The following is a 13,101-nucleotide window of genomic DNA, read 5'->3' as shown; positions in this document are numbered from 1 at the left end:
CGACTACATCGAGATGTTCTACAACGCAAAACGCCGGCATGGTTTCAACAATCAGCTGTCACCGGTAGAGTTTGAAAAGCGTTACGCAATGAGCTTGCAAGGTGTCTAGAGAATCCGGGGCGATTCACCCATGAGTATGATTTTGGGCATATCTGCAAGCGAACGCTGATTAATTGGTCCAGAAATTGAGAGTATAAGCAAGGTGATCTGCCTGAAGGCGGCAGATCACCCCTTTATCAATCAAGCCCTGATATCAATCAATGAGGGCTCTCGTTTCTCTGCATTTTCATGAATCTGCCGTATCCACTCTTCGCTCAGGTCGTTTTTTCTGATGGCCACGATTTTTCCGTAATCAATGGTGTCTTGAAAATTCATGAGGTTCAGGATGTATTTTCCGCCAAATTTTTCTGTGTCATGGTCGACAAGTTTCATCATGATTCTTGCATGAGACTGAACGTTTTCTTTGAAGTCCTCAATATTGTTGAGTGTGTCGGTAAGCCATTTTATTTCATCCTCGCTCAGGCTGTTTTCAGGCGCGATTACTTTTATCTGGGCATCGTCTCCCAAGGTATAACTGAAACCTTTGTTGGCCAGGTCTGGCCTTAGCTCGATAAGCTCTTTTCTAAAGCGATCGTAGTAGCTTTGCTGAATAGTCAAATTTATCGAGGCATCCGTTTCTAGTTGCCGTAGATAGAACTCTTTGGTCATGGGGCGTTTTTCTGCGCTTCTAGAATTGTTGCCATATAGGTAAAATTTCCCCTTCCATGGCTCTTCCTCCCGCGTATAAAACTCTTTGGCTCGTGCCTCTTTGGCACTCAGGGTGGGCTCCGCTTCTGAAACAGCCGTTTTTGCTGGTGTTGAAAGGCCGGGTTGAACAGAGGGCAGTTGAGGTTTCACCGCATTTGATACAACGCTGCTGATATTCATGTCTTGCTCCTTTATAGAATTGGCTCCCTATCAGTAGCGGCCGCTGGAAGTAAAACTTGGCCTGATAACGTTGTGGGAAAGTTCCGAGAGGAGGTTTGTGTGAGACGTTGTTCTCAAATCTATTGCAGAGGAGGTGATTGGTTTTGAGTTTTATATTTTGTAGGAGTTTTCTTTTTTCATGTTGTCCAGGGTTGATCTTCATGACCTCTGATGATTATGTCCGGCATGTCAGTGGCAAGAGAGCCCTGGATGAATAATGGAATATTGAGAGAGCTATCATGCCTAAGAATAAAAGGTTTTTTTATCGTTTCCTGATGTCTGGCGCTTTAGTGATGACATGCCAGTCCTTTGCGCACACTAAAGAGATAGCCAAGTCTCCCGGTTTACCTGCCGGGCAAGCGCCGCAAGTGCAGGAAGTTTCAGGACAGGCCTCAACCTTTTTGGGTGACCGCCTTAACCAGATCAATCAGACATTGCAGAGTGCCGCGTCGGTGCATCGCTATCGGTTCATATCATTGCGTGGTCAGGATGTACTGTTGGCGACGCCTGACTATGATGCATCAAGTGCTATGTGGAAGGTCGAGTATCAAGTCGATCATGGCGACTGGAAACCCAAGACGAATAGGGAGCCGCAAGCCATCCGAGACTTGAAGCCTGGATCGCGGGTCAATGTCCGAGTGATGGCTGCCGAGGGCGCCAGTTTTGGAAAAGCTGACTACCGCATGGTGTTGGGTTCGTATCCCCATATGCAGTATGACCTTCATGATGAAGGCGGTTTCCTGAAAATTCCTTATGGATTGACCAGGCCTTCCTTCCTGGCCACTCAGGCTTATACCAAGGTATTGCTTGAGGCTACCTTTACCGATAGCAAGGCTTATCCATTGGCGGGAGGTGTCATGGATTTCAGGCTGGAGCCTCATGAAGGATATGCAGAGATCAATAAAGTGCTTACCTCTGATAGCCGCGGGAAAATTTCAAGGTTTATCGAGTTCGGTCGCTGTGAGGGCGGGGATCTTGCGGGGGATTTTGCTCACCCGAGTACGGGTAACAATATATGGAGCACCCGTTATAAAGTCGGGAAATACAGTGCACATAATGTACTCCTTGAAAGCCTGGACGATAAACGGCAGGAGTACGCTTTCGGACATATCTGCAAGCGTTCGCTGGTTAACAGGTCTGGTAGTTAAACGACAGGAAAGTTTCGCTGCCTGATGGCTCAGGCAGCGAACAGTCTGTTTCAGGCCTGGATATCGACCAGAGGCTTTTCGTTGTCCTCTCGCTTGGGCGCAAAGCGTTCAATCTGGTAGATGATGGTGTTCATGAAGTTGCCGATGGTGTTGCGGCTGAATATCTGGCCGTAATCAATGACCTTGCTGTAGGCCTCCAGATTGAGCTTGTGCTCGTTGCCGAACTTCTCGGTGTAGTGATCCGTCAATGTCATGACGCTTTTGGCATGGGTGAACAGATTCTTTTTGAGCCCACTGCGGTCATTGAGACTTTCCGTCAGGTAGCTGAGTTCGGCCGGTGTCAGCACGCCATCGGGGTCGGTCACTTTTATCTGCTGGTCCAGGCCGAGCGTGAAGCCGAAGTGTTTCTTTGACAGCGCCGTATTCAGAAAGGAGAGTTGCTGCTTGAAGTCGTGAAAATTGTCGAACATGGCATGTATGGACGTGTTGAAGGTCTTTAACTCTTTATCAAGATAGTTTTTTCTCATGTCTTCAGTGGTTTTGTCGGACAAATTTTTATAAGGCTCTAAAATCTCACCTTTTGATGTCTTGGGTAGCCAAGGCGATTCTTCTGATCGATAAAACGCTTCATTGGCATCATGCCCCCTCTTGATGGCTGCTGGCGGTGTGCTTGATATTTTGTCAGTAGAAACAGCTCTTGAGGCAGGCTCAATTGCTGGGGGTTGCCAGTTTTGCAAGGCAGGGGAAGGCGAATTGATGTTCATGGCACAGTCTCATGGTTTATACAGTCGACTGTTTAGCGGCGGATTTTGAGGAAACTTGTCCTGATAAGTGTGTAGGAATAGTCCCAGAGACAAGTGCATTAAGGATGCTTGTAAGAGGTTTCTCTTTTTTATATCCGTTAAGTCAGTTTTGCAGGACGCTTTTTTTGAAGAGACAAATCATCTTTGATCAGCAGAGTCTTGCAAATAAACGAGCTAGCAAAAGTCCATATTTGCCAGCCCGTTTACATTTAAACCTGCCTCAAGCCGTGACCACTCTTTGCGGGCTCCCCAACCGCTTGTTCAATTCCAACCCGTTGGCCATCAATACCATCAAACCCAGTCCGACTATCGCGGTGGTGACTTGCATCGGCCAGGTATCGCCTGCCAGGGCGTTGGCCATATCCGCCAGTGGTGCAAGCAATACGCCCAGGCAGAAGACTTCAAGGGAGTAACGCCCCATACGGCAGGTCTGTTGCGCAGGCCAGTTGTCGAGCCAGGTGTGGCGGGTCGGCAGCAATTTGGCGACTACATAGACCAGAGCCAGGAAGTGTACGAGGCGGGCAGGTTCCAGGTCGGTCTTGCTGATGGGGTACAAGGCTTCCAGGCCGAGGGTCGAAACCAGTACGCCATGCAGTTCGGGCCATTTTTCGCTGAAGGTCAGCGCGCCTGCAATCACCACATACATGGCGCTCAGCAGAAACAGTGGCTGTTGGTGCAATGGACGTTGTTCGACACTGGCGATGGCCGGTTTCGTGGTTTGCAATGCGCATGCACCGCCTAGCACGAACAGCAGTTGCCAGGCCACCGGATTGAAATACCAGACCCCGCCACCTTCGTAAGCGCGCAGGTTCCAGCCAAACAGCGGCACCATCATGTACAGCGCAATGGACAGGCCCACCGCCACTTCAACCTTGCGCAGCATCAACGGCAGGATCAGCGGCAGCGCCAGTAACAGCAGGATGTAGAGGGGCAGCGGGTCGGTCAGATTGGGTTTGAAACGCAGCAGCAATTCGTCGGCCAGCGCCTGTTGCGGATTGCCGACGAAGTATTCGAGGCCCATCTGCTGGACCATATCGCGGGTTTCGACATGGTTGTTGGCCACGAACACGATGCCCATCAACAGCGTCAGCAGGAAGATATGCACCACATACAGGACCCAGGTGCGGCGCAGGATGCGTACACACGCTACCAGCATGCCATCGCGCTGGGCGATGCGTCCGTAGGCCAGGATTGCGGCGTAGCCAGCCAGGAAGACGAATACCTCTGCGGCATCGCTGAAGCCGAAATTGCGCAAGGTCAGTTGCGCCAAAGGGTTGTCGGGCACGTGATCCCAGAAAATGAAGATCAGCGCCAAACCTCGAAAGAAGTCGATTCGATAATCGCGTCCGTTAGTCATAACGGTGGGCTCTTGAAAGTTTGTCGATTGAATAAGGATCAACCGCAGTGGGTTGAGGTTCCGCACCGCCAGTCAGTAGTCGGTCGGCGGCGCGGCAGGGTGGCGTTAATCGACGAGAAATGCAAAAGCCGGGCTATTACAGAATGTCTCCATACGGTCGGCTCAGGTCAGTTCGGCGGGCTCAAAGCTGTCCGAGCGTGCCATTTGCCACATGCGTGAATAGAAGCTGTCGTCCTGTATCCCGTTCAGCAACTGGCCGGGTTGCAAGAACACATGGGTCTGCGAGAACAGTTTGATTTCCGTTGCCGACATACGGCGCACCAGATGCCTGGCTTCCAGTTGTGACGGCTGATCAAGCCCGGCCGCCGCGAGCATTTCGGCCAGAGCCTTGAGTGTGTTGCGGTGAAAGTTGAAGACCCGTTGAGCCTTGTCCGGCACCACCAGCGCGCGTTGCCGCAAGGTGTCCTGGGTCGCTACGCCGGTCGGGCATTTGTTGGTGTGACAGCTTTGTGACTGGATACAACCAATGGCGAACATGAAGCCGCGTGCCGAGTTGGCCCAGTCGGCGCCGATGGCCAGTACGCTGGCGATGTCGAAGGCGCTGACAATCTTGCCGCTGGCACCCAGTTTGATTTTGTCCCGCAGGTTCAGGCCCACCAGTGTGTTGTGTACGAAAAGCAGGCCTTCACGCATCGGTGAGCCTATGTGGTCGGTGAACTCGACCGGCGCCGCACCGGTGCCCCCTTCAGCACCGTCGATAACGATGAAGTCGGGATAGATACCGGTTTCCAGCATGGCCTTGGCGATCCCCATGAATTCCCACGGATGGCCCAGGCAGAATTTGAAGCCTATCGGCTTGCCGCCAGACAACTCGCGCAGTTGAGCGATGAACTGCATCAATTCACAAGGTGTCGAGAATGCACTGTGCCGGGACGGCGAGATGCAGTCTTCGCCCATGGGAATGCCGCGGGTATCGGCGATTTCCTGGGTGACCTTGTGTTTGGGCAGGATTCCGCCATGGCCCGGTTTGGCCCCCTGGCTCATCTTGATTTCAATCATGCGCACCTGCGGGTCACGGGCTTGTGCAGCGAAGCGTTCTGGATCGAAGCGGCCGTCTGCGCCTCGGCAGCCGAAGTAACCGCTGCCCAGCTCCCAGGTCAGGTCGCCGCCATGTTCCCGGTGATACGGGCTGATACTGCCTTCGCCGGTGTCATGGGCGAAGTTGCCCAGCTTGGCACCCTGATTCAATGCTCGAATGGCATTGGCGCTGAGCGAACCAAAGCTCATCGCCGAAATATTGAAGATCGAGGCGGAATACGGCTGGGTGCATTGCGGGCCGCCTATCTGCACGCGGAACGAATTCGGGTCGCTCAACGGCGCCGGGCGCATGGAGTGGCCGATGAACTCGAAGCCGGTTTCATAGACATCGATCAGCGTACCGAACGGCCTGTCGGCGGTTTCGTTCTTGGCCCGTGAATACACCAGCGAGCGCTGGGCGCGGGAGAAGGGCAGGGCGTCGCTGTCGGACTCCAGCAGATACTGGCGAATCTCCGGGCGGATGGCCTCCACGGCATAACGGATATTGCCCAGGATCGGGTAGTTGCGACGTACCGAATGCGGGGATTGCAGCAAGTCGATGATACCGATCACGCTCAATACCGCAGTCAGCAGGGTAAATGGCCAAAGCCACTCGTGATGCCAGAACGGCAGGCTGAACAGGGTGAACAGCACGCAACCAACGAAGACTGCATAACGACTGAGTAGCGAGAGGCTCATATGACATCCTTGGGCTAATGACGACACGCCCTGTCTTTTTGCCGCATCGGGCCGCAGGGCTGCATAAACATCGATTGCTGGCTCATGAGCCGTTGCAAGGGAAATGTAGCAGGCGGGTGATAAATGAATAAGGGCGAAGACCGCACTGTTGCCGTTCTTCGCCCTTGATCGAGGATGTTGTCAGTTGGCAGGGTTGGTCGGCTGGTACTGAAAGGTCGGGCCTGTGAAGGTTTTTGGGTCCGGTATGCCGGACATCATTGCCTTGGCCTGGCCCTTGAGCGACATCATCAGGCCCATCGCTGTATTCATCCGGTTCTGGCTCGAATCGCCGTTGAACAGGGCATGCAACGACTGGAGCAGGCTCGTGTAGGTGTAGTTGAAATTGTCGTTGGCGAAGGATTGCACTGTGTTTGGCTTATAGGGGCCGGGGTCGGTAGCGACGGGGTAGACGCCCGTGGGATCGAAGTTTATCGCTGCACCGGCATAGGCATATTTATCCTCGGGTGCAGGGCCGCCGTCGGGTGTAGCAATCAGTAGTTTGCCTTTCTGGATCTGCATGAAGCGATAGTAGTGCGCGTATCCTCCGCCTTCGACTTCAAGGGGGGAGGTCGATGTGCCTTCGCCCTGATCGATGATGGTTGTGATGGCTTGCTGTGCTGTGGCGACATTGCTGACAACCACCGACCCCCACATCAGATCGGGGCCAACCTGATTGGGCGACGGGTTGAGAAAGGCGCCGTCACCCAGTTGCGCGATGGCGTCCGAAATTGCGGTATAGAACTGGCCAATGGTGACATCGGCTTGCGCCGCAAGCAGTTTGAAATCGAGCGCTTTTTCCGGTTCCTCGATCTGCAGGAAAGTCTGCAACTGTGTCTGTGAGAAGGGGGCCAGATGCACGGTCAGGTCCGATTGCACGCCGCCGGGCAGCGGGCCTGGATAGTTGGGGATAAAGCCCGGTGAGTCGATGACAGGCGAGCCGCCGAGGGCATTCATCACATTGCTCGCCAGTGTCATGTGCAGCATTTCTTCGATGACCACCGAGGAAATGATGGCGGAGATTTCCGCATTTTTGCTGGCATCGATCGAGTAGAGCGCATACAGATAAAGCGGGATGGTCGAGTGCTCCAGTTCGACAGCGGACTGAAGCGCATCCAGTACCTGTTGTACCGTGACGTTGGGGCCTTGCAGGCCCGCAATCATTGAGCGTTGCAGACGAATCATGGCATTACCCCTTTGCTGGCTGGGTCTGGTTGATCAGGCGACGGGCAATTGCCGCTGCTTTGCCTCCTCGCGCTGCACTGGCTGGCGCACTGCCTGTTGGAGCCGCAGCCTGGGTGGCCGCATCGATTTGAGGTGCCGCCCTGGTGGCTGTTTTCGTTCCGGGCAAGGGATTCTTGAGCCAGGTAAGAATGGCCTGACGCTTGGCGGGAGACAGGTCCCGGGTCACCGGCATCGAGTTGGCGTCTTGGATATCCAGGCTGAACGCGAGGGTCAGTAATCCGGCGGTTTTCACCACCGAATCGAAATCCGCCATGTTCAGGAAGCGCAGCATCACCGGGTAGAGGTTGGCGTATTGCTGGAAGATCGGCTGGATATCATCCCAGGTTGGTGATGCAGGAATGGTGTAGCCGCTCCAGAGTAGAACACTGATGAAGTCGGAGGCGTTGACCGGGCCTGCGGTCATGTTGACATCGGTGAATGCGGGACGAATGCCATAGACCTGCCCATCGATCGAGGAACTGCCATCATTGAAAAGGCGTGGATTTCCTGGATCGCTGGTGATCAGAGACAGCACGGCCTTGCCATTGGCGTCGGTCTTGGATGTCTGAGGAATATTCAGGGCGCTTTCTGGTGTCCCGACAGGGGGCGAGGCCATTATATAAGGCCATTCATTGGGCGTTGGCTGTAACTGGCTAGGATCAAACGCGAAGGATATCGAGGCTTGCGCCAATGGTCGTCCGTATTGCATGGCATAGACCGGTATGTCGATGTTGTCGCCAGGACTCAAGCGATAGACAAACTTGTCGGCACGCACGAACGCTGCATTTGACCATTCGCTGATGACGATTCCTTGCTGTCCCGAAAGTACCAACTGTTGGGTTTGCGCAAGTTTCAACAGAGGTGCAGAAAGCGGTAACACCACTACGCCCGCTGTCTGCTCGTACCAGTCGGGATTTCCCACATAGCCTGTGCTTCCCGATGAGGGAAGGGTACCTAGCGCAATGACGGTACCTGCCGGATCCGGCGGTGTCAGAATGGGAGAATAGGCACCGAGCTGGAGGTCTCCGAGATCATTGAGACCACCTCCAGGAGTGGTAGTGGACAATGCATTGCCCAGATCAAGGTAGATACAGCTCGCCTCGACATCGATGGCTGCCGGGAAAAAGTTGATCCCTCCGGAAGGTATGAAAAAACTGTCCGTGGGTGCGGGTGCTGCCATGAAGTGGCGGCCAATCACCAGATGTTGAGGCTCACCGGCCAGATAAGGCCCTACCGTGCCGACGATTCGACCGCACATGAAGTCTGGCGATGTATTGTCCATGTTCAGGCCGTCAACATTGAACTTGATGGACAACTGTCCACTAGCCTGAGAGGTCTGCTGTAACTGACTCAGAAAAGCAGAGTTCGAGACATCGCCCCATTGCAGGTTTTGCAGCACGGACTGATACGCGGCACATGCTCCCTGATCGCTTGGGTCTGAGCCTTGCCCTGTTGCACGATTCCAGATATCGATAAAGGCTGCGGGCAGGAACTGCCCCCTCATGAGCGTATTGCCGCTGGCGTCGGCAATACGTACCTCAAGCCCCCATATCTCCGAAACCAGTTGCTGCTCAGGATCCAGGTCGACCATCTTGGCGGGCACGCGACCGTCGGAATCGGCAATGATGTAGCCAAGTACGGGGTCAGGCTGCGTCACTGCACCCGATGAGGTCCAGGCCGAGTTGATGGTACAGCCGAGCAGGCGGAAAGCGGCATCTCCTTGAGGGTTGAACCATCCGTTTGGTGGCTGCATACCCGGACCACCCAATTGCTGGTAGATGGACTGAAACGCAGCATTATCATAGTGGCCGGGATCATTATTGACCGTCGACACATTGGCCTGGAATTTCCCGGAAAAGTGAAGCCTGAGGGAGTTCAGATAACTCACGTCGAATACCTCCTTGTTGCGTCCATGTTGCGAAAGGGTGTGTCCGTGCTGCGTCCTGCCAGAAAGCGTGTTCAGGTGTTGAAGGGTTCGATGAGTCCGACCGGATTGCCTTCCGGGTCCTTGAACATCGCGAAGCGGTAGCCATCGATTGCGGCTGGCGGCATGAGCGCTGATCCGCCTGCTGCCAAAGCGGCTTCAAGCACCGGCTCCAGGGCATCGACCAGCAGATAGAAGTTGTGTCCGGGCTCGAAACCGGGAATGGCAGAGTCAGCCTGACCGATGCCGCCAAGCAGCGGCGGAATACCGGCCGGAAAGTGGATGTAGGAAAAACCGCCCGTCCCGGTCTGATACTGCCAGCCGAACACGTGCTGATAGAAAGCCCTGGCGGCTGTCGAGTCCTTGGCGATGATTTCAAACATTACTACCGGATGCCGATTACCGACCTCCTCTGACTCTTGAACGTTGCGCCCGGAAAAACCGGCCAACTTGTCGAGAAATTGCACGGTGGTATAGGGCTTGCCGTTCGACGACACGAAGCAATGGCCATACTGCGCCACGAAGTCGGTGAAGAGCGGCCCGTTCACATGGGCGAGAAACGCATCGGGGCTTGCATACGTCTCGAAGAACAACACGAGCAATGGATCAGGTGGCGGTAACGATTGCAGCCGGTCATCGGCACCGAAGGGGGTGTTTACCAGATAGGTGAGGGTGCCGGGCTCGCTGGCTTGTACGTCGAGGGCAAGTTGCATCAATCCCTGGCGGGCTTCTATTTCCTGGCCCGGCTGGATGAACCACTGTGAAGTCAGACTGACCGGCATACTTCCTCCTTGGATATAAATAGGTGCTGTGCAGACACGGCGATACAGCACACTTCACTCTCCCGATATCGTGACGGCTGCATACTGTTTTACGAGGAGCCTGCCCTATAACAGGCAGGCAGAAACCCGGACGTGTAGTCCACGGATCATTGCAAGGTCAAAGAGTGCTCACTGCACTAAAGGCAAAATGCCAAGCACTTGTGCGTCCTATGGAAAATTTCCAATGCATGCGGCTTGGAAAGGCAGTTTGAAAGTAGATGACTTCGTGGTTAATGCCACACTGATGATGAAAAATATATTTATCGAACAGATCTTTTCGATATAAACATCATGACTAAACAATGGAGAATGTTTCTTATTTTCAACAGGGTTTTATGGCCGCACCCCGGTTTTTATATCGTGCTTCATGATGAGCTTTCTGTTGGCCGTTCAACGGCTTGATAAACATCAAGTTGTGAGTTCAGCCTCAACTCTCCAATACCCACGGTTTTATATGTCGCAGTCGTTCGGCCATTGAATAGATATCTTCACGTCCTTCCAGACTGGTCCAGCGAAGATGCTTGATCAATGCCTGCTCTTTGGGGTTCAGCGCAACGAAGCCCAGCTCGTCGGCCTTGCGCATGAAGCTGTCGCGTGGCTCTGCAGGAGTGCTGGCAGCAATCACTTCCTGCAAGGCGCTTTGCAGCATCGAGACATAACCCACCAGCATCGAAGGGTTGCAGAGCACATCGGTCTTGTTGACGTAGCCATCGAGCAGTCGCAGCGAGTCGCGGGCTTCGATCAGGCGCTCGTAAGCCGAATGAGGAAGGTCATAGTGGGTGATATCAGGCATGAGAAATCCTACTGACGTGTTATTTCATCCGCAGTCCAGAACCGATCGGTGGACGGATCCGTGCGGCTGTGAGTAGTAGGCGCTGGCGTGCCCACGGCTCGCCCTTGACTGGATGCCGTGCTGGCGGGCGTGCTGTCCTGGCTACCAGTAAGCCGGGAGAACCATCCCGGGCCGCTGATTTGGCAGAGGCGGGGCGAACCATAGCTCCAAGCGCCAGCCCGATCAAGTTCAGGGGCGAACCGGCAAATGGCACTGATTATCATTAATGGACAGCATTGTGTTATGGTATAACATTGCTTAAATGACTTGCCCGGAGGCCCTCATGAAACCTGACATCCATCCTGCTTACCGCACCGTGCTGTTCCACGACACGGCTGCCGACGTGTATTTCCTGATCGGTTCCACGGTCGATACCGATCGCACGCAACAGCATACCGACGGCAATACCTACCCTTACGTGGCGCTCGACGTGTCCAGTGCTTCGCACCCGATGTACACCGGCCAGCAACGCAAGACCACCACCGAAGGCCGTATCGCAGGCTTCAACAAGCGTTTCGCAGGTTTTGGCTCCGGCAGCAAGGCGGGCACTCCGTCCGCTTGATGCGGTGCCCCGTTCCCCGATTTCGGGCGATCTGTGCAGGATTGCCCGGACCGGGGATTTTTTTGCCTGCTTTTCAGACATGCGACCACTGAGCCTCTGGACTAATGCCGGGCATTGCTTTTATCTTCGCGGCCTGAAAAACAGGAGTACCCGCGTTGAAAAAATCAGTCGCCATCGTTTTCGGTGGGCAATCCAGCGAGCATGAGGTTTCGTTGCAGTCGGCACGCAACGTGATCAATGCGATTGATCGCGAAAGCTACGAACTGACCTTGATCGGCATCGACAAGCTGGGCCGTTGGCTGCGGTTCGAGGAAGGCGATTACCTGCTCAATGCCAGCGACCCTGCCAGGATCCGGCTGAGCACATCGGGCAAGCTGCTGGCCCTGCTGCCAGGCAGCGCGGGTGGGCAGTTCGTCGAGGTCGAGTCGGGCGAGCAACTCAAGCGTATCGACGTCGTGTTCCCGCTGATTCACGGTGCCTACGGCGAAGATGGCTCCCTGCAAGGCCTGTTGCGTCTGCTGGCGATTCCGTTTGTAGGGCCGGATGTGCTGGGCTCTGCGGCCTGCATGGATAAAGACGTGACCAAGCGCCTGCTGCGCGATGCCGACATCAGCGTGGCACCGTTCGTGGTGCTGATGCGTGGCCAGACTGCGCAGTTCAGCGACGTGGCCGGGCAACTGGGGCTGCCGATGTTCGTCAAACCGGCGAGCCAGGGCTCTTCGGTGGGCGTCAGCAAAGTGACCGACGAAGCCGGGTTTGAAGCGGCCCTGGCGCTGGCCTTCGAGTTCGACCACAAGGTTCTGATCGAGCAGGGCATTGTCGGCCGGGAAGTGGAATGTGCGGTGCTGGGCAACCGTGAGCCGCAGGTCAGTGTATGTGGTGAAGTCATCGCCAATGACGAGTTCTACGCCTATGACACCAAGTACCTCAACGGTGATCAGGCGCGTATCGCCATCCCCGCCGAACTGGCGCCAGAACTCAGCGAGCAGGTGCGTGAGGTTGCCTTGCAGGCCTACCGTGTTCTGGGCTGTGCCGGTCTGGCGCGTGTCGACTTCTTTGTCACCGAGGCGCGGGAGATCATCATCAACGAGATCAACACGATCCCCGGTTTCACCTCCATCAGCATGTATCCCAAGCTCTGGCAGGCCAGCGGTCTGTCTTACGCCGGGCTGATCGATCGCTTGATCGTACTGGCACTGGAGCGTGATGATGAAGCTCGTTTGCTGAAGACGGACATCTTTGCATGAAGACCATCAGTATTGCCGCTGCCTTGCTGGTTGCACCGGATGGCCAGACCTTGCTGGTACGCAAGCGCGGCACCGAGGCCTTCATGCAGCCGGGCGGCAAGATTGAAGCGGGTGAGCCAGCGGTGAATGCGCTGGTTCGGGAGCTGGAAGAAGAGTTGGGTCTGGTGATTGATCCCCAGCAGGCCATTTTCCTCGGCGAGTTCAGCGCACCGGCGGCCAACGAGCCGGGCTTTGAAGTGCACTGCCAGTTGTTCGGCGTACGCACCGATGCCCAGATCGTACCGGCTGCCGAGATCGAGGAAGTCATTTGGGTCGGGGCTGAAGTGTACCCGGAACGGGTGCTGGCTCCTTTGACCCGTGACCTGATCCTGCCGCTGTATCGCGAGATGCGCGAAGAAGCCTGAT

13 protein-coding genes are annotated in these 13,101 nt (G+C 55.0%); 5 read left to right on the top strand and 8 right to left on the bottom strand.

The window, feature by feature from the left end; genetic code table 11:
* A partial coding sequence (locus CKW23_RS26200; protein WP_130926105.1) for an IS3 family transposase occupies nucleotides 1–109 on the top strand: 109 nt, incomplete at its 5' end.
* A gap of 131 nt (nucleotides 110–240) precedes the next feature.
* On the opposite strand, the gene CKW23_RS10960 is transcribed toward CKW23_RS26200, so the two are convergent.
* Nucleotides 241–927 (bottom strand): hypothetical protein, encoded by a 687-nt coding sequence (locus CKW23_RS10960; protein WP_025261546.1) that lies wholly within the window; start codon nucleotides 925–927, stop codon nucleotides 241–243.
* Nucleotides 928–1,205: 278 nt separating this feature from the next.
* Here CKW23_RS10960 and CKW23_RS10955 point away from each other — a divergent pair, with 278 nt between their 5' ends.
* Entirely contained in the window at nucleotides 1,206–2,114 is a 909-nt protein-coding gene (locus CKW23_RS10955) for a hypothetical protein (RefSeq protein WP_236249404.1), read from the top strand.
* Nucleotides 2,115–2,164: 50 nt separating this feature from the next.
* Here CKW23_RS10955 and CKW23_RS10950 read toward each other — a convergent pair whose 3' ends face one another.
* The 7 genes from CKW23_RS10950 to CKW23_RS10920 all read right to left on the bottom strand — a co-directional run bounded on the left by CKW23_RS10950 (nucleotide 2,165) and on the right by CKW23_RS10920 (nucleotide 10,848).
* The gene (locus CKW23_RS10950) at nucleotides 2,165–2,878 is read right to left on the bottom strand and encodes a hypothetical protein (protein WP_074568804.1); all 714 of its coding nucleotides are present in this window, start codon (nucleotides 2,876–2,878) and stop codon (nucleotides 2,165–2,167) included.
* A 259-nt stretch (nucleotides 2,879–3,137) separates the two neighbouring features.
* Nucleotides 3,138–4,274 (bottom strand): OpgC domain-containing protein, encoded by a 1,137-nt coding sequence (locus tag CKW23_RS10945; protein WP_025261543.1) that lies wholly within the window; start codon nucleotides 4,272–4,274, stop codon nucleotides 3,138–3,140.
* A gap of 162 nt (nucleotides 4,275–4,436) precedes the next feature.
* Nucleotides 4,437–6,050, bottom strand: coding sequence for an FMN-binding glutamate synthase family protein (locus CKW23_RS10940; RefSeq protein ID WP_025261542.1), 1,614 nt, complete (start codon nucleotides 6,048–6,050; stop codon nucleotides 4,437–4,439).
* 180 nt (nucleotides 6,051–6,230) lie between these two features.
* Nucleotides 6,231–7,271, bottom strand: a complete 1,041-nt coding sequence (locus tag CKW23_RS10935) for a ferritin-like protein (RefSeq protein WP_025261541.1) — start codon at nucleotides 7,269–7,271, stop codon at nucleotides 6,231–6,233.
* 4 nt (nucleotides 7,272–7,275) lie between these two features.
* A complete protein-coding gene (locus CKW23_RS10930) occupies nucleotides 7,276–9,198 on the bottom strand; it encodes a hypothetical protein (protein ID WP_095067553.1) in 1,923 nt (640 codons plus the stop codon).
* A gap of 71 nt (nucleotides 9,199–9,269) precedes the next feature.
* Nucleotides 9,270–10,016, bottom strand: coding sequence for an antibiotic biosynthesis monooxygenase (locus CKW23_RS10925; RefSeq protein ID WP_025261539.1), 747 nt, complete (start codon nucleotides 10,014–10,016; stop codon nucleotides 9,270–9,272).
* A 466-nt stretch (nucleotides 10,017–10,482) separates the two neighbouring features.
* Complete coding sequence (locus CKW23_RS10920; protein ID WP_025261538.1) at nucleotides 10,483–10,848, bottom strand: hypothetical protein; 366 nt, start codon at nucleotides 10,846–10,848, stop codon at nucleotides 10,483–10,485.
* 322 nt (nucleotides 10,849–11,170) lie between these two features.
* On the opposite strand from CKW23_RS10920, the gene CKW23_RS10915 reads away from it, so the two are divergent.
* From CKW23_RS10915 to CKW23_RS10905, 3 genes are all read left to right on the top strand, one after another.
* Nucleotides 11,171–11,449, top strand: a complete 279-nt coding sequence (locus CKW23_RS10915) for a type B 50S ribosomal protein L31 (RefSeq protein WP_025261537.1) — start codon at nucleotides 11,171–11,173, stop codon at nucleotides 11,447–11,449.
* Between the two features lie 155 nt (nucleotides 11,450–11,604).
* A complete protein-coding gene (gene ddlA / locus CKW23_RS10910) occupies nucleotides 11,605–12,696 on the top strand; it encodes a D-alanine--D-alanine ligase (protein WP_025261536.1) in 1,092 nt (363 codons plus the stop codon).
* On the top strand, nucleotides 12,693–13,100 hold the full coding sequence (locus tag CKW23_RS10905) for an NUDIX domain-containing protein (protein WP_025261535.1): 408 nt from the start codon (nucleotides 12,693–12,695) through the stop codon (nucleotides 13,098–13,100). Before ddlA ends, CKW23_RS10905 begins: the two co-directional genes overlap by 4 nt.
* Nucleotide 13,101 lies beyond the last annotated feature (1 nt).

This window comes from Pseudomonas sp. Irchel 3A18 (genome assembly GCF_900187465.1).
Classification (GTDB): domain Bacteria; phylum Pseudomonadota; class Gammaproteobacteria; order Pseudomonadales; family Pseudomonadaceae; genus Aquipseudomonas; species Aquipseudomonas cichorii.
The sequence above is the reverse complement of the archived record's forward strand: the minus strand, read 5'-3'. Positions and strand labels throughout refer to the sequence as shown.

Bases quoted from the DNA above. Each gene is read 5' to 3' on its own strand.
- CKW23_RS10945 (WP_025261543.1), bottom strand. From the start codon at position 4,274: ATGACTAACGGACGCGATTATCGAATCGACTTCTTTCGAGGTTTGGCG.
- CKW23_RS10905 (WP_025261535.1), top strand. From the start codon at position 12,693: ATGAAGACCATCAGTATTGCCGCTGCCTTGCTGGTTGCACCGGATGGC.
- CKW23_RS10935 (WP_025261541.1), bottom strand. From the start codon at position 7,271: ATGATTCGTCTGCAACGCTCAATGATTGCGGGCCTGCAAGGCCCCAAC.
- CKW23_RS10925 (WP_025261539.1), bottom strand. From the start codon at position 10,016: ATGCCGGTCAGTCTGACTTCACAGTGGTTCATCCAGCCGGGCCAGGAA.
- CKW23_RS10960 (WP_025261546.1), bottom strand. From the start codon at position 927: ATGAATATCAGCAGCGTTGTATCAAATGCGGTGAAACCTCAACTGCCC.
- CKW23_RS10955 (WP_236249404.1), top strand. From the start codon at position 1,206: ATGCCTAAGAATAAAAGGTTTTTTTATCGTTTCCTGATGTCTGGCGCT.
- CKW23_RS10915 (WP_025261537.1), top strand. From the start codon at position 11,171: ATGAAACCTGACATCCATCCTGCTTACCGCACCGTGCTGTTCCACGAC.
- CKW23_RS10920 (WP_025261538.1), bottom strand. From the start codon at position 10,848: ATGCCTGATATCACCCACTATGACCTTCCTCATTCGGCTTACGAGCGC.
- CKW23_RS10950 (WP_074568804.1), bottom strand. From the start codon at position 2,878: ATGAACATCAATTCGCCTTCCCCTGCCTTGCAAAACTGGCAACCCCCA.
- CKW23_RS10940 (WP_025261542.1), bottom strand. From the start codon at position 6,050: ATGAGCCTCTCGCTACTCAGTCGTTATGCAGTCTTCGTTGGTTGCGTG.